Origin of the sequence: Hippea maritima DSM 10411, from assembly GCF_000194135.1 — a bacterium.
GTDB lineage: Bacteria > Campylobacterota_A > Desulfurellia > Desulfurellales > Hippeaceae > Hippea > Hippea maritima.
Genome location: NC_015318.1, coordinates 43,280 through 67,501, shown reverse-complemented (window position 1 = coordinate 67,501; position 24,222 = coordinate 43,280). Strand labels below are relative to the sequence as shown.

Below are 24,222 nucleotides of genomic sequence, written 5' to 3'. Positions count from 1 at the left end.
AATTAGGCTAAGTATGGAGGAGCTTTAAGAGATGAACAGAAAGATGCTTAAGGAGATAATCTCAAACATGGATATGGATGTAGTAAAGGAGTTGGATGAATACGGAAAGAATAAACTGGCCACCCTAATGGAAGGACTACTTATTGAGATAATGGGTAAGGAAAGATACGAGTACTTACTTGAGAACCCAGAAGACAAAGGCAATGGAACCTACAAAAGGAGCCTAAACACAGGCCTTGGTAAACTGAATTTGGATGTCCCAAGAACAAGGAGCGGAAACTTCCGCTCTCATCTTCTCCCTCCCAAATATCAAAGGTATGATGAAAGCTTTGAGGATTTAATCTTCTCCTTCCTAATCAATGGAGACTCAAAACAGGAAATCGTGCACAAGATGAAATTGAGAGGACTGGATTTTAGTGAAAAAGCATACGATGAGATATTTGAATACATAAAGACACAGATGCTTGAATTTAAATCCAAAGAACTTCAGGAAAACTACTATTTTCTATACATAGACGCCTATCACTGTATGGTAAAGGATGAAAAGGATAAAAGGGTAAAGAGAGCTGTCGTTTACACTGTTGTAGGGATAGACACAAATGCTCAAAAAACACTCCTTGGATATTACTCATTCTTTGGTAGTGAGAACAGATCCACCTGGATGGAAGTATTCCAGGATTTAATCAACAGGGGAATGAAAAGGGTCTTAATGTTCATCTGTGATGATTTCAACGGAATCTCAGAGGCAATAAGAGCCTTCTTTCCTTACTCGGATATTCAGAAATGCACAGTTCATGCATCAAGAAACGTATACAAGCATATGAAAAAGGAGGATGCCTCATATGTGAACAAAAAGCTCAAGGAGATTAAATACTCCTGTGATACCTTTGAAAAAGGGATAGAGATTTTCAAAACAGAGATAATTGACAGATTCAAAGACCAATACAAGACCTACACCAAATATTTAGACTCAAGAAAAGAAGAACTCCTTGCCTTCTTAAAGTACCCTGAGGTAATAAGAAAGTACATCAATTCAACAAACACTGTTGAATCTGTACATTCATCCTTTGAAAAACAAAGGCTAAAGAAAGGAGGGTTCTTCCAGTCCATGGATATCCTAAATGTTGCCCTTTTCATTGCAACAGATAAATTACACAAAACCTGGAATGTTAATCCTCTGATTAAGGCTAAAAGATATGAACTGAATCAGATGTTTGTTGCTAAGTTTGGGAAGGGAGTTGAAGAGTGAGGAGGGATTTGGTATGATGAGAGAGACACAAAAATTAGGGGATGTCTCTCATTGAGTTTGAAATACCCAAATTCATCGATAATAAGTAATCTTGCGGAGTTTATCACCTTCTTTATGTATGAATCCAATCTGTTCTGTGTTTCTGCTGCCTCCAATGTGATTGCAAGGTCAGCCATTGTTATGAACTTTGTCTTTATTCTATGCTGTGCAGCAGCATAGCCTATGGCTATAGCAAGGTGTGTCTTTCCAGTGCCTGACGGTCCAATCAGGAGTATGTTTTTTGTTTCATCAACAAACCGCATTGTTAGTATTTCATTTATCAGTGTTTTATCCAAAGATGAAAAAGAAAAGTCAAATGTATCTATTGTCTTTATCTTTGGAAACCCTGCAAACTTTAGGATTGTCTGTTTTGACCTTTCGTTTCTTGTCTCATATTCAGATTCAAGCAGAAGGAACAGGAATTCGGAGAAGGAGAGATTCTCTTTTGCAGCTCTATCAGATAAAGAGCTATAGGCAGTTAGAATACCGCTTAATTTTAATTTCTTGCAGTATTCCTCTATCCTTGTCTTAACCATTACTGCTCTCCCCAAGCAAGAGCCTTTCGTATTCATCTATATTTGTGTAGTATGAGATATCGATATCAGAGTAGGTTCTGTTTGTCTTTTCAATGGCTTCAGTGATTTTATGGTCATTTCTATCCCCACTTTTGGCAATCAGACCATCCGGTATCTTTGTCAAAAACCCATACTCCTCTTTCAGCATATTAAAAGGTCTTCTCTTTGTTGTTGCATGTATTCTGTTGTTTGCCATCTCAAGCCAGGAGAAGATGTATGAGTTTAGAAGATCAGGGGTTATCTCCAAACCAGAGTTCTTTAGCTTTGCCCTCAAAGGCTTGTAGAAATTGTTCTTCAGATATGAATTAAACCTTTCTACCTTCCCCTTTGTCTTTGCCTTATATGGTTTACAGAGTTTCGGTACAAACAAGCCCTTTGAGAAATCAAGAAACTCATCGTTTATTCCGTGTCTGTTTTGTCCCTATTTATCCCTTTGAATTACAACGGATTTTAGGTTATCATACAGTATGGTCTTTGGTATTCCACCAAAGTAGTCGAACGCTTTAATGTGGCAGGACTGAAATATGTCCTGTCGCATGTTATCTGTAAAATAAACAAAAGCTGCTCTTGAATAACCTAAAACCATAACAAATGCATAAATGGGCTTTTGACCTGACCTAATGGTTGTCCAATCAACCTGAGCTTGAAAGCCTTTTTCGGTTTCAAACCTAATTATTTCCTCACTGTTTTTACCTCTTTTTGGGTCAATACTATCGTAGATGGTTTTTGTGTATTTCTGAAGTGTTCTTAGACTCCCTGTGTATCCCATATCAGCTATCTCTCTTAAAACGACAGTAGAAGGAATCCTATCTGGATAGGCTTGATTAATCCTTGTCCTTATATAATCTTTGTAACCATCAAGCTTTGAGGGGTAGCTTCTTTTGGAATACGGTTTTAAATCCTCCTCTTTCAGTCTTTTTGATACCGTTCTTCTGTTTAGACCAAGAATTTTTGATATCTGTCTGATTGACAACCCTTGAGAATGCAGTGTGTGAATCACAACAAACTCCTCCTTGCTAATCATAGTACTCTCCTTGAAAAAGATTATTCCAGGAGAGTATAAACAATTACTAAAAGTGGTGCACTTTTAGTAGACGTTTGCGGTGTATTTTAGCACGGCGGATGACATTTTTTAATGGATAATGGGTAATAAAGAGAATAAAATGTCTAGACTTGATCCTCTTTTCTCTACCTGTCCGAATTTTTTGATAAATATGTGGAAATAGAACGGCAATAAATTTCAAAGATTTGACAGACATAACTTTTGAGTGTATAAAAGTTGAGAAAAGAGAATGAAAAACAGAGTAGTTAAGATTTGGAACATTTTATGAACAAAAACAAGCGGGTGGTTTAGAGTATAATAAAATGATAAAAGAATTATTGGGGCATAAAAACGTGGAAACTACCATGATTTACTTAATTAAGGCTGCTAAGGAGTAAGAAGTCCTGTTGATTTTTAGTATAGGCTGCTTTATGAGCAACCTATGTAAGGAAATGAATGGATGTAAAAGGATGTATAACATAAATAAAATTAAACAATTAACAAAAAGCAAGCTGTATAGATTAGGTAGTCCCGAAGAGCAACCTTTGCTATTTTCATTAGTACACCTAATCTTATGTTAGGCTTCATAGACTGGAGAAACAATGAAACATGTAAAACTAGAAAGCATCTCGATCAAGGAACATCCAGAACTAAATGAAGCTTGGGTTCAACGGGTGATTGCTGATGATCCATCGATGCTAGGTTTAGGGGACGTTGTTCTGCGAGACAAAGAGAGAAAACAGCCAAAAGCCGGTAGATTAGACTTGCTTTTGCAAGACCCCGACACAAATAAACGATATGAAGTAGAAATACAGTTAGGCGCAACAGACGAAAGCCATATTATTCGCACAATTGAGTATTTGGATTTGGAAAGGAAACGCTATCCTCAATATGATCATTGTGCGGTATTGGTAGCTGAGAATATCACCAGTAGATTCCTTAATGTTATATCACTTTTTAATGGGTTTATTCCTCTGATTGCCATCCAGATGACAGCTCTAAAAGTTGGTGATGGGATTGGGTTGTCGTTCACTAAAGTGATTGATGAACTCGCTCTCGGATTGGTTGATGAAGACGAAGAAAGCAGTTTGGTTACAGATCGGGATTACTGGCTGAAACGTGGCTCACAGGCGACGTTAGAACTTGCGGATACAATTTTAAAACTCGTTCATTCATTTGCTCCTGATTACCAATTGAAGTACAACAAGTTTTATATCGGGATGGCAAAAGATGGCATTGCAAATAATTTTGTGGCTTGTAAGCCAAAGAAAAAATGGATAAATGTTGAAGTCCGTTTAGCAGAAGATGCCGAGTTGACAACCGAATTAGAAGAATCTGGTCTCGATGTTGAGTATCTTAATAAATGGGGCAAGTATCGACTAAGACTAAGGCCAGGTGATTTAGAATCTAATACTGAACTGTTGCAAAAACTATTCGAACTTGCTCATTCAGAAAGTGAAGCCTAACCATGCATTCACCCGACCCGCCTTCGGCGGTAGGTAAGCGGCGCGAAAATTGCCTGCTGTGGTTCTGGTCAAAGTTTCTCGGATTGCCAGAGTCGGCGGGCGGGTGATGCTCACGTTATACATAGAAGAGAATAAACGATATGGAAAAAGTCTTGAGACAATATAAAGATTTACTAATTCAGAAAAGATACAGTCAGAACACTCAAGATATCTATTACAGTTATTTCAAAGATTTTTGTGTCTATTTTCAAAATGAGAAATTAATGAACATTACCACTGCTCAAATTAATTCGTATATTTTAGATCTTATAAAATCAAAGAATATTTCTATCAGTCAACAGAATCAGAGAATTAATGCAATTAAATTTTATTACGAAAAGGTGATGGGTGGAGAAAAACAGTACTATGAACTTCATCGCCCTAAAAAAGAACATAAATTACCAAAGGTTTTAAGTAAAAAAGAGGTTAAAATAATTTTTGATGTAACAAGCAATCTAAAACATAAATGTATTTTGATGTTGATATATTCAGCAGGGCTAAGGAGAAGTGAGCCTTTAAACCTTGCCCCTACCGATATTGACTCAGAAAGGATGATTATTCACATCAATGGTGCCAAAGGTAAAAAAGATAGAATTTCTTTGCTTTCAGATAATCTTTTGAATTTATTGCTGAAGTATTACAAAGAATATCGTCCACAGAAGTATCTTTTTGAAGGACAAAAAGGAGGAATGTATTCTCCTACGAGTATAGCAAATATCTTAAAAAAGGCAGCAATTAAAGCAGGTATTAAGAAAACAGTAACACCACATATGCTTAGACATAGCTTTGCTACACATCTCCTTGAACAAGGCACTGATTTAAGATATATTCAAGAACTATTAGGGCATGAAAGTTCAAAAACAACAGAGATTTATACGCATGTATCGAAAAAAGCAATTGATAAAATTAAGAATTCAATGGATGATTTTTTGAGTAGAGGGAATGAGGAATGATAAAGAATATAGGGGGTCAAATCTCAACATTTGACATTCACTCAATCTTATGATACTTTGCCCTCTGTTATAGCACGACCTTTGAGAATTTCTTTTGAGAATGCATTCTACCATATAACCGCAAGAGGCATTAGAAGAGAAAATATCTTTTATTCTGATAAGGATAAATATGTCTTTATAGACAAAATGAATGAAACCTTTGAAAAATACTCTTTTGTATGTTACGCCTACTGCCTTATGGATAACCACTATCATCTGTTTATAAAAACGCCATCTGCAAACATCTCAGAGGGCATGCATTATCTCAATACATCTTATGCCAACTGGTTTAGGGCAAAATATAAACTTGTAGGCTCTATATTTCAGGGTAGATATAAATCCATTGTTGTTGATGCGGATAGCTATGCATTAGTTTTATCAGCCTACATTCATCTAAATCCTGCAAGAGCTGGTATGGTTGATGATCCGGATAACTATCATTTTTCAAGTTTCTTAGATTATATCGGCAAAAAAAGCCCTCTCGTAAAAAGACTTGATGTGTCATTTATATTAAGCAATTTTTCAGATAATGAAGAACAGGCTCAAAAACAATATATGAAGTATGTTATAGAGAATGCAGATCTTAAAAATCCCCTTGAAAAAAGTTATAAGAATTTAGCTTTAGGTAGTGAAAAATTTATAGAAAAGATAAAAGAGAAGATATCCAAATTGAGTTCAAACAGGGAAATAAGTCATATAAAAGGTGAAAACTTACTACCAAAAGAACGTGTGATTAATGCTGTATCAACTCAGTTTAATATAAAACAAAACATAATCTTTAAAAAAATCAAAGGCAATATTTACCGAAAATTAACCCTATATCTTCTAAAAAAATACACACCTTTATCATTGAAAGAAATTGGTGAACTGTTTAATATCGATTATTCTGCTGTATCTCAAACTGTAAAAAGATTTGAAAAAGAAATGAGAAAAGATAAAATAACCCAAGGAATGGTAGAAAAAACGACAAAAGAGATGGAGAGGAAATGAATGTCAAATGTTGAGATGCGACCCCTGTCTTGCTCCACAATCAAGTAAAGACTTTATTTCAAAGCTGAGTATTGCTAGTAAAGAAGCAAGAGAAACACTATACTGGCTTAGACTATTGAATGATAGCAAATTTCTCGATAATTATGAAAATAAAAAATATCTTTTTGAAGAAATTAATTCAATTATAAATATACTAAGAAAGATTATAATAACACTTCGAGAAAGGCTAAAAAATGAAAAATCAAAATAATAACAAAAATCCAAAATACAACATCCAAAATTCAAAATTATTAAATAAATCCAAAATCCAAAATTTTAATATAGTGTACCATCCTCACAAAATTACCAAATCTGATCGCAGCAAAATCAAAGGCCACAAACCTTGCATCATCTGGCTTACAGGTCTTAGCGGCTCTGGTAAATCCACAATTGCAAATGCTCTTGAAGAAAAATTAAATAGAATGCATGTACATACATATCTTCTGGATGGTGACAATATAAGGCATGGTTTAAACAAAGATCTTGGTTTTTCTATCGAAGATAGGAAAGAAAATATACGCAGAATTTCTGAAGTTGCAAAACTTTTTGTGGATGCAGGACTTATAGTGATTACAGCGTTTATTTCACCCTTTAGAGAAGAAAGAAATTATGCAAGAAGCCTTGTAAGAAGTGATGAATTCATAGAGGTCTTTGTAGATACTCCGATAGAGGTTTGTGAGCAGCGAGATCCAAAGGGGCTGTATAAAAAAGCAAGAAAAGGTGAGATTAAAGAGTTCACCGGTATAGATTCACCATATGAGCCACCGCTAAGTCCTGAAATACATTTAAAAACGGATAAATTGTCTGTAAATGAATGTGTTGAAAAAATAGTTATATTTTTAAAAGCGAAAAAAATTATTTGAGGAAATTTTATGAAAGAATTTTTATCAGATTTATTGGCTCAAGTAATATTCACAGCAGTGAAAGCAGGTGGAAAGATAATGGAAATATATCATAAAGATTTTTCAGTTAAATACAAAGATGACAAAAGTCCACTTACGGAGGCTGACAAATTATCCAATGAGATAATTTGCGATGGTCTTAAACAACTCACACCAGCACCTAGACACACACCCACACCTACACTTACACGAATCCCCATCCTCAGTGAAGAAAATAAAGAAATTCCCTATGATGATAGAAAAAACTGGGACATATTCTGGCTTGTTGATCCTTTGGATGGTACAAAGGAATTTATTAAAAAGAATGGAGAATTTACGGTTAATATTGCTTTAATTCATAAAGATTCACCTGTTCTTGGTGTTGTATATGCACCAGCGATTAATACATTATATTATGCAGCAAAAGGATTGGGAGCATATAAATCAGTGAATAGTGAAACAGTGAACAGTGAAAGGAGAATGAATGAAATTTTGAAAAATTCGGTTAAGTTACCTGTTGAAAGAGATGATAAAGATTTAATTGTAGTTGCAAGTAGGTCGCATATGAATCAAGAAACTCAAAATTTTATAGAGGCTTTAAAAGAATCTTCACTCTTCACTAATCACTCTTCACTAATCACTACTTCTATTGGAAGTAGTCTGAAAATTTGTTTAGTAGCTGAGGGTAAAGCTGACATTTATCCACGCCTTGGACCTACGATGGAGTGGGACACTGCAGCAGCACATGCCATTGTTAAAGAAGCCGGAGGGGAAATATATATATACGATAGTTCAATGTTCAATGTTCAAAGTTCAAACTTAATCCAAAATCCAGAATCCAAAATCCAAAATTTTCAATTGGATGCCCAACACCCAACACCCAATACCCAATACCTTTAAAATACAATAAAGAAAATCTGCTTAATCCATACTTCATAGTTTTAAGTGCTAAGTATTAAGTATTAAGTGTTAAGTAGGGTAAGTAGGATGAAGTGTGAGAATTTGGATGTATGGAAAAGGAGTTGTAGACTTTCAGTTAATATATACAATTATTTTAAAGAGTTAAAGGATTTTGGCTTTAAAGATCAGATAACAAGAAGTAGCTTGTCAATAGCTTCTAATATTGCAGAAGGAATGGAGAAAGAGTCTGACAAAGAAAAAATTAGATTTATTGAGATTGCAAAAGGATCAGCTGCAGAATTGATGACGCAGATATATATAGGCATAGAGATAACTTATATAGAAAAGCAAATAGGTTTAAAATGGATTGAGGAACTTGATGAATTATTGAAAATGTTAACAGGACTAAAAAATAATTATAAATAAAATTAAGCACTAAGTACTAAGTATTAAGAACTTAACGCTTAATGCTTATTACTTCATGCTTGACACTTAGCACTTAACGCTTAATACTTAAAACTAATTATGTTTATAGAAACCAAGCGACGCTCATTATTAAAAGCAATTTCTTGGAGAATTTTTGCTACTGCCACAACGACCGTAATTGTTTTTGCCTTTTTTGGTAGGCTTGATTTGGCAATAGCTGCAGGAGTAGTTGAGAGTATCACAAAGATAGCTATATACTTTGTACATGAGCGCATTTGGAGCAATATAAAATATGGGAAAAAGAAAATAGAACCATTCGTTTTGTGGTTTACAGGACTGCCGTTGTCTGGTAAAACTACTATTGCGGATTTGGTTTATAAAAAACTTAAAAAGTATGATCATCTTTTACTTCAGAGACTTGATAGTAAAGATATCAGGGAGATGATCCCTGAAATAGGATATACAAAGGATGAAAGAATCTTACATCTTAAAAGAGTAGCGTTTTTGATAAAAACATTACAATCCAATTCAATCTCAGTAATAGCTTCATTTGTTACTCCTTATGAAGAGATAAGAAACTTTATCAGAAATAATACTAAAAATTTTGTTGAGATTTATGTAAAAGCAAACTTATCAACATGCATGCAAAGAGATTATAAAGGAGTTTATGAAAAAGCAAAAAAAGGAGAAATAGCGAATTTGACCGGAGTTCACGAACCTTACGAGGAGCCTAAAAATCCAGAGCTTATTTTGGATACAGAAAGATATTCAGCAGAAGAGTTAGCTGATAAAGTCTATGAGTATGTAATAAAGAGGTTGATTAAATAGTGCTAAGTGCTAAGAATTAAGTGTTAAGTGCTAAGTGTTAGGTATTTGGTATTAGGTGTTAGGTTTTGAGAAATTGATTTAAAGAGAGTTAGATGGGTAATTTTAGAGAGTTGAATGTTTGGCAAAAAGCTAAAGATTTGACAGTAAAAATATATAAATTAACAGAAAACGATTTTTTTAAGAAAGGAGACATCCCTTCCGAATAATCTCTTTAGTGGTTTGTCTTTGAAGAAGAGAGGAGTTAGGTAGAGTTGCTTGTTGACATAACCAAGACCGTTAAGGATCATTGCCTTTGTTGCTTCGCCATAGCTTAGGTTCTTTGATTTGCTTGATGATGGTATTTCATCATCTATGGTTTCTGCTATCTTTAGTTCGTCTATCATACCAGCTATTAGTCCTAAGTGATCCATGTTCTTGATAACTGCTTTTTGTTGTAACATTTAAATACCCCCTCTTTTTAGAGGGAGATGTAAGCATTTTCTGTTCCGTTTATTCTAAGACCCTTTTCATTCTTTTACTCTGTGCATTTGGGTTTGGTCAAATAAAATAGAGGTTTGGGTGCGGAAAGGGGGATAGAATCTTTTGAATCAGAACAACTATCAGAAATCAGCATTTATCTTGCAAATATACTTAAGAAATCCTGAAAGATACACAGAAAAATAAAGGTGTGCCTTAGAAATATTTGGCAAAGTGACAGAAATAGTTATACGGACAGAAACTGCACCTGTCCGATGGTATAGCATAGATATGCCCCGAATTCCTCATGTGGTTCAGCGTATATTGCAAAAGTTTTTTGTATATTTCAATATCTCTACTAGTTGGCCCTTTTTCTATAATATTAGATTTTCCAATATAATGAAACTCTGTTGTTATCTCTTTATCCTTCCATTCGTTTGTGATAATTAGCATATAGATGGCAAGCTGAAATGAGACAACAGTGTCCCTTACCTTTTTTAGCTCCTCGTCGTTGAACAGGTCATATTTGAGATGATTACTGACCTGGATAATTTTTTTTACTTTTGGCTTTAGGCTGTGCATACCTGTTTTATAATCAACTATCCTCAAAACATCTCCAACTTTATCTATTCTGTCTATTTTCCCCCAAAGTGTTACATTGACCGTTGGGCTGAGCTCTATATCGAAAGTGCCCCTGTCGTATTCTGTTTCAACGACCTCAAACGGCTTGAAATCTTTAGAGTTGGTTATCACCGCAAAGTAATTGGATAGCCTGAACTTTAAAATTATAGGCAGGCCAAGTTTTTCAAATTCGGATAGTTTGTCTAAGAAGTCTTTGGTTTCTTTATCGTGGTTTTTAAAGATGTTGTCCAATCTTCTCAAGGTGTTCTTTCTTATCTTTTCTAAATCGTCTTTGCCTAATTCTTTCCCCTTAAACTCCGCAAACCCTTCCTCAAGTAGTTTGTGTATAATATTTCCCAGCACATTTGCCTCAAACTTATCCTCCAAACTAATCCTCGGCTTTATTTCTTTTATGTATCCCAAATAGTGGGCATACGGGCAGTTAAGATATGCGTCTATCTCTGTTGGCGCAAAACTGATTTTGCTGTTGAAATAATTTATAGCCTCTTCGTCTTTTTCTATATAGTTTTTGCTATCCCCTGCAACCGTAAGGTTTATCTTTGGCGTGTAAAAGTTTAGCTTTTTGCCTTTTAATTCTTCAAGCAGAATCAACTGTTCTGCAAACCTGCTTTTTATGAACTTCTCCATACCTGTTGAACCGACTTTATACATAATATGGGCTTTACTTGATGAGTAGATGAGCCTAAAGAAGTTATACTTAACAAGCGCCTCTTTCTGCTTAAACGACGTTAAACCTAATGCAACCTTTATCTCCTCAGGCAGAAGCGGGTCAATCTTATCGATAGACGGTAAAACACCCTCGTTGACATCCGCCACAATAACCTCATCAAAGGAAAGAGATCGAGCCTCAAGCATTCCCATAATTTGAATACCTTTTAAAGGGTATCCTTCAAAAGGAACCTGTATGTCTTTTAGTATCTCTTTGGTTAGCTGATAGGCGAATTTTAGGTCTATGCTTCTGTCTGGCAGATTGTCTATAGCATCTATAATATGGGTTTGAAGCAGTTGAAAGAGTTGCGATTCAAGCTCAAATTCTTGTAACTTTTCTTCATCAATACCGTTTATTAACTCTATAAACGCGTCTTTTAGTGATTTTAAGCTGTTTATGTTGATAAAGCTGCTTATGAGGGATTGAATGGTTGAACCGTTCTTGAATGTATAGCTGCCTGAACCGTTTTCAAATATTTCCTTTTTTATAAGCTCAGCCTTTTTAGTTATCTCATCCTTAAAAAGGCCTATAATACTTGAGCTTAGAAACTTAACGAGCAGTTTTGAGTTTACGGTTTGGGCTTCCTGCTCCCTGTTTTTCACATCAAGTGCAATCTCAAAGACTGAGTCAACAAACATACCAACACTTGTGCTTAAAAAGGGAAAGCCCATTGTTATGTTTATGTTGTAATCCTTATCGATAAAGGAAAGAAGAGGGAATAGTGTTGCCTGGTTGGGCAGTATTACAGCAAGCTTGCTTGGTTCTTTTATCTGTTTGTGCTTTTTTAGGATATTAAAGATAGCCTCTGCTTGGGTATGCGTATCTGCAAACTGATAGAAAAATAGCTCTGTTTCCTTGTTTGTATTGCTTTTTATCTGCTTTGTCTTTATGTTTATTGCTTTTTTGAGTTTTGCTTCAAGCTCATCTATTACCTTAAATGTTGAAAAACCTATCTTGCCTTTTGTTTTTTCCCTTTTTGAGAGGTCTGTTTGGGATAGGTAGACTATATCAGCAACAGTTGATATGTTCTTTATGATCTCTAAATCGGAATTGGATAGATAGACAATGCCGCTATAGACAAAAAGCGAATCCTTAAAGTCCTCCTTAAACTCATCTTTTTCAGTTATCTTGACTGCTCGTCTGAAGCTGTCGCCTGAGTATGTGAAGCTTTTTAAATCCTCCCTGTATTTTGCATATAGGCTTTTTAGCCTTTCAAGTATAAGTTGTGCCTCATCGATGGCTTCTATATATTGAAAATTGGCAAGTTTTTTATCAAGAAGTTGTCTGTCTATCTCATCAAATAGTGATGATAGCCTTTTTGCCCATCCAAGGAGTTGGGCATCATCTCCACCAAACAGAGGCTTTTCTTCACCAATAGTGGATTTTATCAAATCAAGGAAGTAAAGTTCTCTGGAAAGTTTGCTCTGTATGGTTGGTGCTGGATGAGAGTATTTTGCCACTATCCACTGCACAAACTCATCGATTGTAAAAAAGTCCACACCTAAGGCAGCCTCTGGACTTATCTGCTTTTCTATAAACCTTATAGGGCGTTTGTTTGCCGATATAAACACTATTTTTTTATAATCATCTTTTAGAGAATTCAAAAGATTTGCAATATATTCTGGATAGTTTATGGCTAAGTCGATTTTATAAAACTCAGCCGACACGGACTATTTCCCTCTTATCTGCATAGTATATGATACCCTTTGCTTTTTTGAATAGCCTCATGTAGTTTCCCACTTGCTGCAAATGCTCATTTTCTTTTTTGCCACTTTTGAAGTCTATTATGTAAATCTGACTATTTTTTACTACAATTCTATCCGGTCTTAGGATATTGCCGTATCTGTCCACAAACTCCTTCTCATTGTGGAAGCCGTCTATATTCTCAAAGTAATCCTTTAAGTCTTCAAGTGTATTTCTTATCAAACCAACTGCTTTTGGGTTTTTATATCCCATTAAGCTTGATGCCTTTTGATAGGCTTTTTCTGCTATATTGTCTATGTTTTTATTCCCCATAAAGCCGATAAATGACATGGCAAGGTGGTAAAGGCTACCCAACCTTTTCTCTTCTATATTGGCATTGAAGCTCTCTTTTGGGTAGACCTTTAAAAACTCCCTTGATATTGAAACCCTCTTAGGCGGCTGCTGCTCAATCTCACCATCATCAACACTGCCACTCTTATTTTCTTCCTGTTTCTCAAGCTCTCCAAACTTCAAAACCTTAAGAAAAAACTTCTGCTTAAACTGATCTGGATATACCCCTTTAAGAATAGAATCAAGCATATCACCAGAAGTCATTTTGTTATTCTTTTTCTCTTTAAATGTCCCTATTATGAATAGGTTTTCCTTGGCTCTTGTGCTTGCAACATACATGATGTTTAAGGACTCTATAAACTGGGTTTTTACAAAGTCTGCGTACTGTTCTTTTGCATCATCTAAGAAGAGTTTTATATCTTTGTCTATCTTTAGGAATGCTTTTTTTCCTTTTACAAAGGGTGATAAATCAACAGTTCTGTATAGGTTCTTTGGAGGATTAAATAAACTCCAATCGTAAAATGGCACTATGACGGTGTGGCTTTCAAGACCCTTTGCCTTGTGTATGGTCATGATTCTTACTGCCTCAATCTCTTCATTTAGGGTTATGGTGATATCTGGGTTGTCATAGAAGTATTGAATTATCTCCTGAAGGCTCTTCTGCTGCTCTGTTAGTTTTAAGACCTCTTCTAAGAGCCTATCAAAATAAGCTTTATTGTTTTTATTATCGAATTCATCAAAACTGAGCAGCTTTACGAAGACCTCATAGGGTGTTAATCCCTTTATCTGCTCGGTTAAACCTTTTATGTCTATATTGCAATTTATAAGCTCCAATGCCTTTTTGTAAGCAGGCTCTTCTTCAAATGCAATAGCAGAGGCAACAAGAAGAAGCTTTTTTATCTCTGCATTGCTTATAAGTGTTAGTGAATCTTCCGTAATGAACTCAATATTTGGGAATTCTTCCTTTAACCAGCTAAAGACCTTTTTTATATTTTCCTTCTGCCTTATGAGAATCATAATTTGCGATGGCTTTAGTTTGAATTTGTTTATGAGCCTATCTATTAGCCTTATCATGCTTTTTCTGTAAAACTCATCTCTATTTTCATCTATTACATCCTTATCGGCGAGTTTTACTTCGATATATCCTGGATTGTTATCTTGTTTATTTTTATCTATCCTTTGATAGGAGTATTTATATATATCGATGATTGCATCCCTTATTTTTTTTCCTGCACTATTTTTTGAAAGGGCAGAGGAAAACTCATTATTAAGCAGCTTTGCCACCTTGAATACCTTGTTGTTAAACTTCACTATGTTTTTAGCTGACCTGTAATTTAGCTTAAGTCTATCTGTTTCAATCCCATCTTTATTGGTAATCTTATCAAAGATAGTGTAATCACCGCCACGCCAGGCGTATATCGCTTGCTTCTTATCCCCCACTACAAAGACACTACCCTCCCCTGCAAGGGCATTGTCAATCAAAGGCTCCATAGCCTCAAACTGGCTGTGTGATGTATCCTGGAACTCATCAATCAAATAGTGTGAAATGCGCTCACCAAGCCTGCAGAAGGCATAACTTACACCTAAATCCTTTCTTAGGATACCGCTAATATCTTTGGATATGGTGCTGATTTCGACTATATTCAAAGAGCTCTTTATCCTTTTTTCAATCTCTTTCAGTTTGCTTAGCTGTTCTTTTATGGCCTCTGCCTCATAGACACCCTTTAGGAGTAAAAACTGCTCTGATATTTCTATAAGACTGTTAAAGCTTTCATTGAAGGCCTTTTCTGTTTCGGGTGGGAGATTGTTGCTTTTTAAAAAATTACAAGAAGGATTATCAGACTGTCTTTCTTTTAGTTTTTCATATTTTTCTATGATGTTTTCTTCATCTATTGTTTTAAGTGTTCTTATTTGGCGCCCATCAAAAAGCTTTTTACTTTCTTCTAAGATTTGCCTAATAATACCGATTTCTGTCCTTACCTTTCGTTTTAGGCTATTATAAATCTCTTCAAGAGTTTTAGCCTTAATATCCAAGCAATTAAGCAAATCAGAAAACCCAACAACACCCTCTTCAAGCTCAACCTCTTCAAATTTTTTGAGCCCTTTTTTAACAATAGCCTTTGGATTCATGCCTTCATATTGGCTAAGCAGTAATAGCTTGTTTAAAAAGCTTAACAACTCCTCTGCGTTTGCTTTATCCGCTACAAGCGTTTCGAACGCCTCATCAAAAATCGTATCCCTGTCGAATGTTATCTCGTAATCCGGGTGTATGTTTAAGTCGGCAGCAAAGGCTTTGAGTATTCTGTTCATAAACGAGTCAATGGTTGTTATGTGGAAGTCTGAGAATTTCTCGACAATCTCAACAAGCAACTTAAATGATGAGTCTTTATCAAGCCCTACATCGGGCACATTGTCTGATTTTATGCCAGCAAGGCATTTTAGGAAGGATATAACCCTCTCTTTCATCTCGGCAGCGGCTTTGTTTGTGAAGGTTATGGCTATGATGGAGTCTATAGAGGTCGGAGTTTGGCAAGTCTCCTGATTACCCCCGCAAAATTTGAGGCTTTTAAGCGTGGCTTTGGATTTTAAATACTCGGTAAGCATCAACAAGAATCTTTCTGCCAATCTGTATGTTTTTCCACTACCTGCAGAGGCTTCAATTGAGAGATTGTTGAACGCTATTGCATCTTTGGGTTCCATAGAATTTAAGATAGCCAAACTCATTGATAAGTCAAATTATTTTATCGCTTGCATGTAGAAAATCACGATGATATGCGAAAAGCCTTCAAGACCAGAAAGCCCCTCTTTTAGATCTTTGTCAATCTCTATAACTGCATTATCATCAATTAAATCTTTTTGCTCTATATCTGTAAGTATAGATTTTACTCTTCCAATTGGATAAACGATAATTCTCATGTTGTTCATTATATAAAAATCTTTGAGTTTTGCACCTATAAAACATAAAATAAATTAAATATTTTGGCCATTTTTATAAAAATTTTACCATTATTTTAGCTTTTTTCTAAACATTGTTTCTATATATAAAAATTTTATTTGATTTAATAGAAAAAATGATTATAATGAGTAATAGAGGGTTTAAACTTTACTTAAAATTAATTTTTTAAGGAGGTGCTGTATGAAGCACAGGTTGGCTGGCGTGTTGGTTGCACTGCTTGCTTACAGCGGTGTTGTTTAGCGTGTCCTCGTTTGCAGCAGGCGTTATCAAAATTGGTGTTCAAGCTCCTATAACAGGCAAATTTGCAAGCGAGGGTCAGTCGATTGACAAAGCCGTTAGACTCATCGTTAAGCAGTACAACGAAAAGGGTGGTATCTTGGGTAAAAAACTTGAAGTTGTAACATGCGATGATGAGGGTAAAGCCGTTAAAGCTGCAATCTGCGCAAGAAAACTCGTAGATGAGGGTGTTATTGCAGTTATCGGTTCCTACACATCTACATGTGCAGAAGCTGCAGAACCAATCTACTACAGAGCTGGCGTTCTCCAGACATCTGACGGTACAAGCGATACACTGGTAAAGCATGGTTATTGGACGTTCTTCAGAAACTCATCCCCCAACTCAGCAGAGGCTGCATTTACAGCTAAATTCTTCCTAAAGAAACAGCACTACAAAAGAATAGCTGCTATTTCTGACTACTCAACATTCTCTACAAATCTAACAAATGCAGTAGTTGAAAACATCAAAAAGATGGGCGGAAACATCGTTTACACAGGCAAAATCACATCTGGTGCTCAGAATTTCACACCAATTCTAACAAAAATCAAATCCTTCCATCCTGATGTAATATATTTCGGCGGTTATTACACAGATGGTGGTTTAATTAGGGCTCAGATGGTTCAACTCGGAATGAAAGCAGACTTTGTTGGTGGTGACTCCAACGACAACCCTGAATTCATTAAACTTGCAGGCAAAGCTGCAGTAGGTGCTTATCTTGTAAACGTTCCTCTACCAGAGATGCTCCCATATGATGCTGCCAAGAAATTCTTAAAGGCTTACAAAGAGACTTATCATGAGAATCCAGCAAGCATTTGGACTCTCTTCAATGTTGATGGTTTGAGAGCAATTCTTTATGCCGCAGAGCAGACAAAAACTACAGATACAAAGAAAATAGCAGACTACCTACACAACAAGCTTAAAGACTTCCCAGGCATTACAGGTCCTATAAGCTTTGCACCAAACGGCGAAAGAATCGGAAGTGCTTATATGGCTTATAGAATAGGTTCAGACCTCAAATATCATATCGTTTACAAGGAGAAGTAAAAAGGGGTAAACCATGGACATATTCCTTCAACAGTTGGTTAATGGCTTAACAATCGGCAGTATCTATGCCCTTGTTGCACTCGGATATACCATGGTTTACGGCGTGTTGAAGTTAATAAACTTCGCTCATGGCGATTTAGTTGCATTAAGTGCCTACATTGGACTTGTGATAATGATGCAACTTGCGGGGGCACTCTCCCCCGTTCTCTTAATTATCACAACATTCATAGCCACCATGATAATTATAGCTACAGCAGGTGTAATACTCGAAAGAACAGCCTATAGGCCTCTACGCAAAGCCCCAAGGCTCAGCGCTGTTGTTTCGGCTTTGGGTGCTTCATTGGTTATAGAAAACGGCATAATGCTAATTTGGGGACCAATGCCCAGGATATTCCCGGCAAGCGCAGTACCTAATGCAAACTACAACATTGGAAATGTTTATATAAGCTTAATGCAGGTGTTGGTCTTGATTATATCGTTTGTATTAATGGTGGCTTTATATTTCTTTGTAAATAGAACAAAGTTAGGTACAGCCATGAGAGCATGCGCTATAGACCAGGATGCGGCAAGATTGATGGGCATAGATGTAAATAGGGTTATTGTTACAACATTTGTTATAGGTTCTGCACTGGGTGCAGTAGGCGGATTATTTATCGGTATGTACTACAGGGGCATCCACTTTAATATGGGGTGGATTTACGGACTTAATGCCTTTGTTGCAGCCATTATAGGTGGAATTGGAAACATACCAGGCGCAATGCTGGGTGGTATTCTGCTTGGCATCTTTAATGCATTCATATCAGGATACCTATCCAGTAGCTGGGCTTTGGCTTTAACCTATGTGCTTCTAATTGTTATCATGATAATAAGACCTACAGGAATCCTTGGAGAAAGGGTTGCGGAGAAAGTATGATGGATACAAAAAAGATTGTCTCTTACGGTGTTTTCTTTGCTGCATTGATTATCGTGCCTTTTATCTTCAACTCAAATTGGACATCAGTCTTTACAACATTTCTTATCTATTCAGCCGTTGCACTGAGTCAGGATATAGTTTTAGGTAGAGCCGGCATGTTCGATATGGGTCATGCCATATTTTTTGGACTTGGAGCCTACTCAACCGCCATTTTAAACATGGTTTACGGCTGGCCTATATTGGCAACAATACCGGTGGCTATAATTTTACCTGTTATTGCAAGTATCTTACTCGCAGCTCCAATTATTCACCTGCGTGGGGATTATTTACTTGTTACAACTATAGGTTTTAACATTGTTTTCATTCAAGCTTTAAAAAACAACGTATTCGGTATAACAGGAGGACCAAACGGTATTTTCGGTGTTGAGCCATTAAAACTGTTCGGTTTTTCTTTCTCATCACAAACATCTATCTATTTTTTGGCATTCTTTGTGCTTATCTTAACACTCATCATAATACACAACTTAGAGACAAGCAAACCAGGCAGAGCTCTTCACTACCTAAACGAAGACTCTCTTGCAAGTGAGTGTATAGGCATAAACACAAGATTTTACAGGCTTTATGCCTTTGGATTGTCTGCAGCAGTTGCAGGGCTTGCAGGTGTTGTATTCACACTTCAATTCTCTGCTGTCTCTCCGGATGCATTTGATTTCATACAATCTGTTCTATTCTTCACAATTGTTTTAGTAGGTGGACCATCATCTATACCGGGAGTTCTTCTTGGAACGTTCTTCATGTTTGTTGTGCCTGAAATGTTTAGACAGTTTGCCGAGGCAAGGTATCTGGTCTTTGGTATAGCAATGATTCTAATCATGATATTTAGGCCAAAAGGCATATGGCCTGTAAAGTTCGGCAAAATTCCAAATTACATAACCAAGGAATGAGAAAATGGTGCTACTACAGTTAGAGGGTGTAACAAAGATATTTGGCGGACTTGTTGCTGTTGATTCTTTGGATATATCCATAGACGAGGGTATGGTCTATGGCATAATAGGTCCAAATGGTGCTGGAAAAACAACCGTTTTTAACTGCATAACCGGTGTTTACAAGCCAGAAAAAGGCAAAATCATATTTAAAGGCAAAAACATAACAGGTCTATCTCCACACAGAATAGCAAATATGGGCATAGTCAGGACATTTCAAACCATTAGGCTCTTTGGAGACATGAGTGTAGCAGAGAACATCATGTCGGGCAGGCACTTTAGGAGCAGGCAAAAATGGTGGCATGGAATAATCCATACACCTTTTTACTACAAAGACGAAAAGGAAAACTGGTTAAAGGTTAAGGAATTCATGGATCTGTTTGGCTTAACACACCTTGCAAAGATGCCTGCTGCAAGTCAGCCATACGGTATTCAGAGAAAAATTGAAATGGCAAGGGCTTTAGCAACAGAGCCTGAGTTGTTAATATTGGATGAGCCTGCCGCTGGCTTGAATGACAAAGAACGCTTAGAATTGGTTGACACCATAAGAAAAATCAAAGAGATGGGCATAACAGTGCTTTTAATAGAACACAACATGGACCTTGTTATGAGCATAACAGAATACATAAGTGTTTTGAGCTTCGGTAAAAAGATAGCCGAAGGCAAACCAGAAGAGATACAAAACAATCCGATAGTCATCGAAGCCTACTTAGGAAAAGAGGATGAAGATGAGTGAAAAAATACTTGTCGTCGAGAACCTTGTTGTATCCTATGGAAGCATAGAGGCGGTAAAGGGCATATCTTTTGAGGTGGATAAGGGAGAACTTGTAACAATATTAGGAGCAAACGGCGCAGGCAAAACGACCACTTTAAGAACTATAAGCGGGCTTTTGAAGGCAAAATCTGGTAGCATTAGATACAAAGGCCTTGAATTAACCTCTATGCCTGCACATAAAATAGTAGGGCTTGGAATTAGTCAATCCCCTGAAGGCAGAAGGGTTTTTGGCACATTGACGGTTGAGGAAAACATAAAATTAGGAGCCTACACAAAAGCTAAAATAAACACCTCAACATTGGAATGGATTTACGAGCTCTTTCCCCGCCTAAAAGAAAGAAAAAACCAACTTGCAGGAACCCTATCCGGCGGTGAGCAACAGATGCTCGCTATTGGAAGGGCATTGATGAGCGAGCCAGAGGTATTATTGCTTGATGAGCCAAGTTTAGGCCTTGCGCCTGTATTGGTAAAAGCTATATTTGAGACAATAAAGCAGATTAAAGAAGAAGGCACAACCATCTTGCTTGTTGAGCAAAATGCTAAGGCAGCTTTAAAGTTAGCCGACAGGGGATATGTGCTTGAGGTGGGCAAAATCGTCATGGAGGGAACATCAGAGGAGCTTATGAACTCACCGAAAATACAAGAAGCCTATCTTGGAAAGAAGAAATAAAAAACACAGAAGGAGGAGTAGAATGCTCCTCCTTATCTTTCAGACAAGTAAATCTACATTTATAGTCGAAGGGTCGATAGGTAGGTTTTGAGCAAAAAGAAGCGTCACCTGGGTATATAACCGCATCTTTTTTTGCTGAAGAAGCAACTTTCTCTCTTTGATTTGTCTTAACTTACTCTCATAAATAGTCTCATCGGCCTTGTTTTTGGCCGTCTTAAGCATAGTGTCTAATTCAACCTGCTTATTTTCGTAGTTTCTTATCTTTCCATCTATAAGGCTGCCCAGTTGCTTATTGACTTCTTGTTGTTTGGCTCTTTTAGGGCAGTAGGTTATAGCAGAAGAATGTCCACTTGTGGCTGCAAGGTAAATACCGTTCTTTTGTAGATTTAAATACAGATCCTTACCAACAACATAACAGCCCTCTTTTGTTGCTTTTGATTCAAAGCGCTGCAGGTTGGCAGACTCATGCGACGCAACCCTTGCAACAGATGTACCAGCTGTTGCAGGAGCAGAAGACCCCCATTCACCTGGATCCAGCTTATAGTGAAGTATAGGATTTAAGGCAGCAGAACTCACATCCATGCCGCCTCCTTAGGCTATCAGCTTATCTTTGCACCAGGCTTCACAGTCTCACTTGGCGTAAGTATAACCGGCTTGCCACTGTCGTCCTTGGCAGCAAGTAACATGCCGTTAGACTCAATGCCCATTAACTTTGCCGGTTTTAAATTTGCCACAACAATAATCAATTTGCCAACCAAATCCTCGGGTTTATAAAACTCCTTTAGCCCGGCAACCAGTGTTCTTGGTTTATCCTCACCTATATCAATTTTAAGTTTAAGCAATTTCTTTGATTTTTCAACGTTCTCAGCCTCAAGAACCCTAGCTACCCTCAAGTCAACATTAAAAAACTCTTCTATGCTTATACGCTTATCCCTTAATTCTTCTTCCTTTTCTTCTTTTTTCTCTTCTATCCTCTCGAACAACATTCCGGCTTTTTTTATCTTAGCTTCTTCAACATTGTAGAAATCCAAATAAAACTCAACTGTCTTATCTTTTTCTAAATTGAGCATATCCTGCATTTTATTTGCTGCATCGGGTAAAAACGGAGAAATAATGCCACTTATAAATTTAAGAGAGGCATAAAGATTGTACAGAACCTCATCAAGTTCATCCTGCTTGCCCTGCTTTTTCAAACTCCACGGCTCTTTTTGTGCAATGTACTTATTGGCACTCTTGATAAAATCAAAAATCGCTATTAAAGCCTCATCAAATCTAAATACCTTTAGACTATCCTCAACCTTTTTGAAGGTCTCTTTTGCAAGTATACTTAAACTATCGTCGTTTATAGCAGAAGGTCTCCTTATATTGCCTTTTGAATACTTCTCCATCATCGTCAGGCTTCTGTTTAGCAGGTTGCCGAAATCGTTAACAAGGTCTGAGTTTATTCTCTCTATTAGCTCTTTCTCAGAAAAATCACCATCAAGACCAAATGGCACATTCCTCAGCAAGAAATACCTATATGCATCTCGGGGGTATTTTTCTATCATCTCGTTAGGATCTACAACATTGCCCAATGATTTACTCATCTTTTTGCCATCAACCGTCCACCAGCCGTGGGCTACAACATGTTTGGGTAAGGGTAAATCGAGTGCCATCAAAAATGCAGGCCAATAAACTGCATGAAATCTCAATATATCCTTACCGACAAAATGGACATCCGCCGGCCATATATCATCGAAATCACCTTTCCTGCAACCTATAGCACTTACATAATTCAAAAGCGCATCAAACCAAACATATATAACATGTTTATCATCAAACGGAACAGGAATACCCCAATCAAACGACGTTCTTGTAATACTCAGATCTTTCAACCCCATCTTGACAAAGCTCTTTATCTCATTATAACGTGTTTGAGGCAGGACAAAATCAGGGTTGTTCTCGTAAAACTCAAGCAACCTATCCTGATAAGCAGATAGCTTGAAAAAATAACTCTCTTCCTTTACAAGGTCAAGCTTCCTGCCGCAGACGGGGCATGTTTTATTCTCGCCTATTTCAATCTCTGAATAATAGCTCTCGCACGGTATACAATACCAGCCCTCATATTCACCCTTGTATATATCACCCTTTTTGTAGATATATTCAAAGGCTTCTTGAACGCACTTCTGATGGTAATCATCTGTAGTTCTAACAAAAAAATTGTTTGTTATATCAAGCTTTTTCCATAGCTTTTTAAAATTCTCAACAACCCTATCGGCAAGCTGCTTTGGCGTTGTGTTGGCAGATTTAGCCGCTTTTTGAATCTTCTGTCCATGCTCATCTGTACCTGTCAAGAAAAACACATCCTCACCCAAAAGCCTCTTGTACCTTGCCAGTGTATCCGCAGCTAATGTTGTGTAAGAATGCCCAATATGGGGTACGTCGTTAACGTAATAAATCGGCGTTGTTATGTAGTACTTTTTCATCACTCTACTCCTTCTTTATGTTCTTTAAGGCTATCCTCCCTTGGAGGAGCAAGCATTTCAACATCACTTACTGAAACCTCTACCATTAAGCCATCTTGTGTTCTCAATATCACCGTCTTTTTAATGGGGTTTATGTAGACTACCCTACCCTCAACATCTCCAGCTCTACCTATAGAATCCATAGGGGGTGCTGTTTTCAAAAATTCTTCATACGTTTCATGTTCATACCACAAACAGCACATAAGCCTACCGCATGCGCCAGAGATTTTCTTAACGTTTATATTTAGATTTTGCTCCTTTGTCATCTTCATAGACACTGGGTTAAATGTACGCAAAAAGCGGGAACAACACAACTCATCACCGCATAGACCCAATCCGCCTATAATGCGCGCTTCATCCCTAACGCCAATCTGCCTCATCTCTATTCGGGTTTTAAATACAGAGGCCAATCTTTTAACAAGTGTTCTAAAGTCAACTCGGGTTGGAGATGTAAAGTAAAACACTATCTTTTTTCTATCCATCATACAATCTACCTTGACAAGCTTCATATGCAATTGAAGATCTTCAATCTCCTTTCTACATACCCTGAAGGCCTCTTTTTCAATCTCTTTATTCTCCTGATAAATTTTAAAATCTTCTTCTGTGGCTTTCCTAACTATTGATCTTATATCCTCATCTAAGCTATCGGTTTCGTAAACCTTGACAACCTTACCCATACCAAGTCCACGCTCATACTCTGCAACAACCATATCTCCAATATTTAATTCACCATCAAATGTATATGGATACAGCTGACCCACTCTCATAAATTCAACTATCGCTATCTTCATAA

23 protein-coding genes and 1 pseudogene are annotated in these 24,222 nt (G+C 36.8%); 14 read left to right on the top strand and 10 right to left on the bottom strand.

All coding sequences use genetic code 11. The features are described from left to right. Nucleotides 1-31 precede the first annotated feature (31 nt). On the top strand, nucleotides 32-1,249 hold the full coding sequence (locus HIPMA_RS00315; RefSeq protein ID WP_013681092.1) for an IS256 family transposase: 1,218 nt from the start codon (nucleotides 32-34) through the stop codon (nucleotides 1,247-1,249). On the opposite strand, the gene HIPMA_RS00310 is transcribed toward HIPMA_RS00315, so the two are convergent. Genes HIPMA_RS00310 through istA form a run of 3 tightly spaced genes read right to left on the bottom strand, consistent with a single transcriptional unit; the run spans nucleotide 1,207 to nucleotide 2,887 of the window. Beyond that, entirely contained in the window at nucleotides 1,207-1,824 is a 618-nt protein-coding gene (locus HIPMA_RS00310) for an ATP-binding protein (protein ID WP_013681091.1), read from the bottom strand. The genes HIPMA_RS00315 and HIPMA_RS00310 overlap by 43 nt on opposite strands. Then, nucleotides 1,817-2,233 carry a transposase gene (locus HIPMA_RS09605; protein ID WP_052297308.1) on the bottom strand — a complete coding sequence of 139 codons (417 nt, stop codon included), beginning with the start codon at nucleotides 2,231-2,233 and terminating at the stop codon, nucleotides 1,817-1,819. Before HIPMA_RS09605 ends, HIPMA_RS00310 begins: the two co-directional genes overlap by 8 nt. 51 nt (nucleotides 2,234-2,284) lie before the next feature. Further along, entirely contained in the window at nucleotides 2,285-2,887 is a 603-nt protein-coding gene (gene istA, locus HIPMA_RS09600) for an IS21 family transposase (RefSeq protein ID WP_052297307.1), read from the bottom strand. A 620-nt stretch (nucleotides 2,888-3,507) separates the two neighbouring features. Here istA and HIPMA_RS00300 point away from each other — a divergent pair. The 8 genes from HIPMA_RS00300 (at nucleotide 3,508) to cysC (HIPMA_RS00265) (ending at nucleotide 9,466) form a co-directional block, all read left to right on the top strand. Beyond that, nucleotides 3,508-4,371: a hypothetical protein gene (locus HIPMA_RS00300; RefSeq protein ID WP_013681090.1), complete on the top strand. Its 864-nt coding sequence runs from the start codon at nucleotides 3,508-3,510 to the stop codon at nucleotides 4,369-4,371. 140 nt (nucleotides 4,372-4,511) lie between these two features. Continuing rightward, nucleotides 4,512-5,363 (top strand): site-specific tyrosine recombinase/integron integrase, encoded by an 852-nt coding sequence (gene xerA / locus HIPMA_RS00295; RefSeq protein WP_013681089.1) that lies wholly within the window; start codon nucleotides 4,512-4,514, stop codon nucleotides 5,361-5,363. Nucleotides 5,364-5,444: 81 nt separating this feature from the next. Next, entirely contained in the window at nucleotides 5,445-6,392 is a 948-nt protein-coding gene (locus HIPMA_RS00290) for a transposase (RefSeq protein WP_169309457.1), read from the top strand. 7 nt (nucleotides 6,393-6,399) lie between these two features. Beyond that, complete coding sequence (locus HIPMA_RS00285; protein ID WP_013681087.1) at nucleotides 6,400-6,642, top strand: four helix bundle protein; 243 nt, start codon at nucleotides 6,400-6,402, stop codon at nucleotides 6,640-6,642. Then, nucleotides 6,626-7,294: an adenylyl-sulfate kinase gene (cysC, locus tag HIPMA_RS00280; RefSeq protein WP_013681086.1), complete on the top strand. Its 669-nt coding sequence runs from the start codon at nucleotides 6,626-6,628 to the stop codon at nucleotides 7,292-7,294. Before HIPMA_RS00285 ends, cysC (HIPMA_RS00280) begins: the two co-directional genes overlap by 17 nt. Nucleotides 7,295-7,303: 9 nt before the next feature. Then, the gene (cysQ, locus tag HIPMA_RS00275) at nucleotides 7,304-8,212 is read left to right on the top strand and encodes a 3'(2'),5'-bisphosphate nucleotidase CysQ (RefSeq protein WP_013681085.1); all 909 of its coding nucleotides are present in this window, start codon (nucleotides 7,304-7,306) and stop codon (nucleotides 8,210-8,212) included. Between the two features lie 87 nt (nucleotides 8,213-8,299). Further along, nucleotides 8,300-8,638, top strand: a complete 339-nt coding sequence (locus tag HIPMA_RS00270) for a four helix bundle protein (protein ID WP_013681084.1) — start codon at nucleotides 8,300-8,302, stop codon at nucleotides 8,636-8,638. A 99-nt stretch (nucleotides 8,639-8,737) separates the two neighbouring features. Beyond that, a complete protein-coding gene (cysC, locus tag HIPMA_RS00265) occupies nucleotides 8,738-9,466 on the top strand; it encodes an adenylyl-sulfate kinase (protein ID WP_013681083.1) in 729 nt (242 codons plus the stop codon). Nucleotides 9,467-9,648: 182 nt separating this feature from the next. On the opposite strand, the pseudogene HIPMA_RS00260 reads toward cysC (HIPMA_RS00265), so the two are convergent. The 4 genes and pseudogenes from HIPMA_RS00260 to HIPMA_RS00245 form a co-directional block, all read right to left on the bottom strand. Further along, a pseudogene (locus HIPMA_RS00260) lies at nucleotides 9,649-9,906 on the bottom strand (DUF4277 domain-containing protein); the annotation flags it as partial. Between the two features lie 232 nt (nucleotides 9,907-10,138). Then, nucleotides 10,139-12,940, bottom strand: a complete 2,802-nt coding sequence (locus tag HIPMA_RS00255; RefSeq protein WP_013681080.1) for a PD-(D/E)XK nuclease family protein — start codon at nucleotides 12,938-12,940, stop codon at nucleotides 10,139-10,141. Further along, complete coding sequence (locus HIPMA_RS00250) at nucleotides 12,930-16,031, bottom strand: UvrD-helicase domain-containing protein (protein WP_041323905.1); 3,102 nt, start codon at nucleotides 16,029-16,031, stop codon at nucleotides 12,930-12,932. Before HIPMA_RS00250 ends, HIPMA_RS00255 begins: the two co-directional genes overlap by 11 nt. A 12-nt stretch (nucleotides 16,032-16,043) precedes the next feature. Beyond that, nucleotides 16,044-16,223: an SAM-dependent methyltransferase gene (locus tag HIPMA_RS00245; RefSeq protein WP_169309456.1), complete on the bottom strand. Its 180-nt coding sequence runs from the start codon at nucleotides 16,221-16,223 to the stop codon at nucleotides 16,044-16,046. Nucleotides 16,224-16,504: 281 nt separating this feature from the next. Between HIPMA_RS00245 and HIPMA_RS00240 the strand changes: the two genes are divergently transcribed. From HIPMA_RS00240 to HIPMA_RS00220, 5 genes are read left to right on the top strand one after another with little or no spacing between them, the layout of a single operon-like run. Next, nucleotides 16,505-17,584 (top strand): branched-chain amino acid ABC transporter substrate-binding protein, encoded by a 1,080-nt coding sequence (locus HIPMA_RS00240; RefSeq protein ID WP_218915353.1) that lies wholly within the window; start codon nucleotides 16,505-16,507, stop codon nucleotides 17,582-17,584. 13 nt (nucleotides 17,585-17,597) lie between these two features. Next, nucleotides 17,598-18,497: a branched-chain amino acid ABC transporter permease gene (locus tag HIPMA_RS00235; protein ID WP_013681076.1), complete on the top strand. Its 900-nt coding sequence runs from the start codon at nucleotides 17,598-17,600 to the stop codon at nucleotides 18,495-18,497. Further along, the gene (locus tag HIPMA_RS00230) at nucleotides 18,497-19,441 is read left to right on the top strand and encodes a branched-chain amino acid ABC transporter permease (RefSeq protein ID WP_013681075.1); all 945 of its coding nucleotides are present in this window, start codon (nucleotides 18,497-18,499) and stop codon (nucleotides 19,439-19,441) included. The genes HIPMA_RS00235 and HIPMA_RS00230 overlap by 1 nt, the downstream gene beginning before the upstream one ends. 4 nt (nucleotides 19,442-19,445) lie before the next feature. Next, nucleotides 19,446-20,216: an ABC transporter ATP-binding protein gene (locus HIPMA_RS00225; RefSeq protein ID WP_013681074.1), complete on the top strand. Its 771-nt coding sequence runs from the start codon at nucleotides 19,446-19,448 to the stop codon at nucleotides 20,214-20,216. Next, nucleotides 20,209-20,925, top strand: coding sequence for an ABC transporter ATP-binding protein (locus HIPMA_RS00220; protein WP_013681073.1), 717 nt, complete (start codon nucleotides 20,209-20,211; stop codon nucleotides 20,923-20,925). Before HIPMA_RS00225 ends, HIPMA_RS00220 begins: the two co-directional genes overlap by 8 nt. A 39-nt stretch (nucleotides 20,926-20,964) precedes the next feature. On the opposite strand, the gene HIPMA_RS00215 is transcribed toward HIPMA_RS00220, so the two are convergent. From HIPMA_RS00215 to HIPMA_RS00205, 3 genes are read right to left on the bottom strand one after another with little or no spacing between them, the layout of a single operon-like run. Beyond that, the gene (locus tag HIPMA_RS00215; RefSeq protein WP_013681072.1) at nucleotides 20,965-21,507 is read right to left on the bottom strand and encodes a hypothetical protein; all 543 of its coding nucleotides are present in this window, start codon (nucleotides 21,505-21,507) and stop codon (nucleotides 20,965-20,967) included. A gap of 17 nt (nucleotides 21,508-21,524) precedes the next feature. Then, nucleotides 21,525-23,390, bottom strand: a complete 1,866-nt coding sequence (gene metG / locus HIPMA_RS00210; protein WP_013681071.1) for a methionine--tRNA ligase — start codon at nucleotides 23,388-23,390, stop codon at nucleotides 21,525-21,527. Then, nucleotides 23,390-24,220, bottom strand: coding sequence for a PSP1 domain-containing protein (locus HIPMA_RS00205; protein ID WP_013681070.1), 831 nt, complete (start codon nucleotides 24,218-24,220; stop codon nucleotides 23,390-23,392). Before HIPMA_RS00205 ends, metG begins: the two co-directional genes overlap by 1 nt. Nucleotides 24,221-24,222 lie beyond the last annotated feature (2 nt).

Bases quoted from the DNA above. Each gene is read 5' to 3' on its own strand.
- HIPMA_RS00235 (WP_013681076.1), top strand. From the start codon at position 17,598: ATGGACATATTCCTTCAACAGTTGGTTAATGGCTTAACAATCGGCAGT.
- cysQ (WP_013681085.1), top strand. From the start codon at position 7,304: ATGAAAGAATTTTTATCAGATTTATTGGCTCAAGTAATATTCACAGCA.
- cysC (WP_013681086.1), top strand. From the start codon at position 6,626: ATGAAAAATCAAAATAATAACAAAAATCCAAAATACAACATCCAAAAT.
- HIPMA_RS00225 (WP_013681074.1), top strand. From the start codon at position 19,446: ATGGTGCTACTACAGTTAGAGGGTGTAACAAAGATATTTGGCGGACTT.
- HIPMA_RS00300 (WP_013681090.1), top strand. From the start codon at position 3,508: ATGAAACATGTAAAACTAGAAAGCATCTCGATCAAGGAACATCCAGAA.
- HIPMA_RS00215 (WP_013681072.1), bottom strand. From the start codon at position 21,507: ATGGATGTGAGTTCTGCTGCCTTAAATCCTATACTTCACTATAAGCTG.
- HIPMA_RS00230 (WP_013681075.1), top strand. From the start codon at position 18,497: ATGGATACAAAAAAGATTGTCTCTTACGGTGTTTTCTTTGCTGCATTG.
- HIPMA_RS00285 (WP_013681087.1), top strand. From the start codon at position 6,400: ATGTTGAGATGCGACCCCTGTCTTGCTCCACAATCAAGTAAAGACTTT.
- HIPMA_RS00310 (WP_013681091.1), bottom strand. From the start codon at position 1,824: ATGGTTAAGACAAGGATAGAGGAATACTGCAAGAAATTAAAATTAAGC.
- HIPMA_RS00220 (WP_013681073.1), top strand. From the start codon at position 20,209: ATGAGTGAAAAAATACTTGTCGTCGAGAACCTTGTTGTATCCTATGGA.
- metG (WP_013681071.1), bottom strand. From the start codon at position 23,390: ATGAAAAAGTACTACATAACAACGCCGATTTATTACGTTAACGACGTA.
- HIPMA_RS00245 (WP_169309456.1), bottom strand. From the start codon at position 16,223: ATGAGAATTATCGTTTATCCAATTGGAAGAGTAAAATCTATACTTACA.
- HIPMA_RS00205 (WP_013681070.1), bottom strand. From the start codon at position 24,220: ATGAAGATAGCGATAGTTGAATTTATGAGAGTGGGTCAGCTGTATCCA.
- cysC (WP_013681083.1), top strand. From the start codon at position 8,738: ATGTTTATAGAAACCAAGCGACGCTCATTATTAAAAGCAATTTCTTGG.
- xerA (WP_013681089.1), top strand. From the start codon at position 4,512: ATGGAAAAAGTCTTGAGACAATATAAAGATTTACTAATTCAGAAAAGA.
- HIPMA_RS00315 (WP_013681092.1), top strand. From the start codon at position 32: ATGAACAGAAAGATGCTTAAGGAGATAATCTCAAACATGGATATGGAT.
- HIPMA_RS00250 (WP_041323905.1), bottom strand. From the start codon at position 16,031: ATGAGTTTGGCTATCTTAAATTCTATGGAACCCAAAGATGCAATAGCG.
- HIPMA_RS00270 (WP_013681084.1), top strand. From the start codon at position 8,300: ATGAAGTGTGAGAATTTGGATGTATGGAAAAGGAGTTGTAGACTTTCA.
- istA (WP_052297307.1), bottom strand. From the start codon at position 2,887: ATGATTAGCAAGGAGGAGTTTGTTGTGATTCACACACTGCATTCTCAA.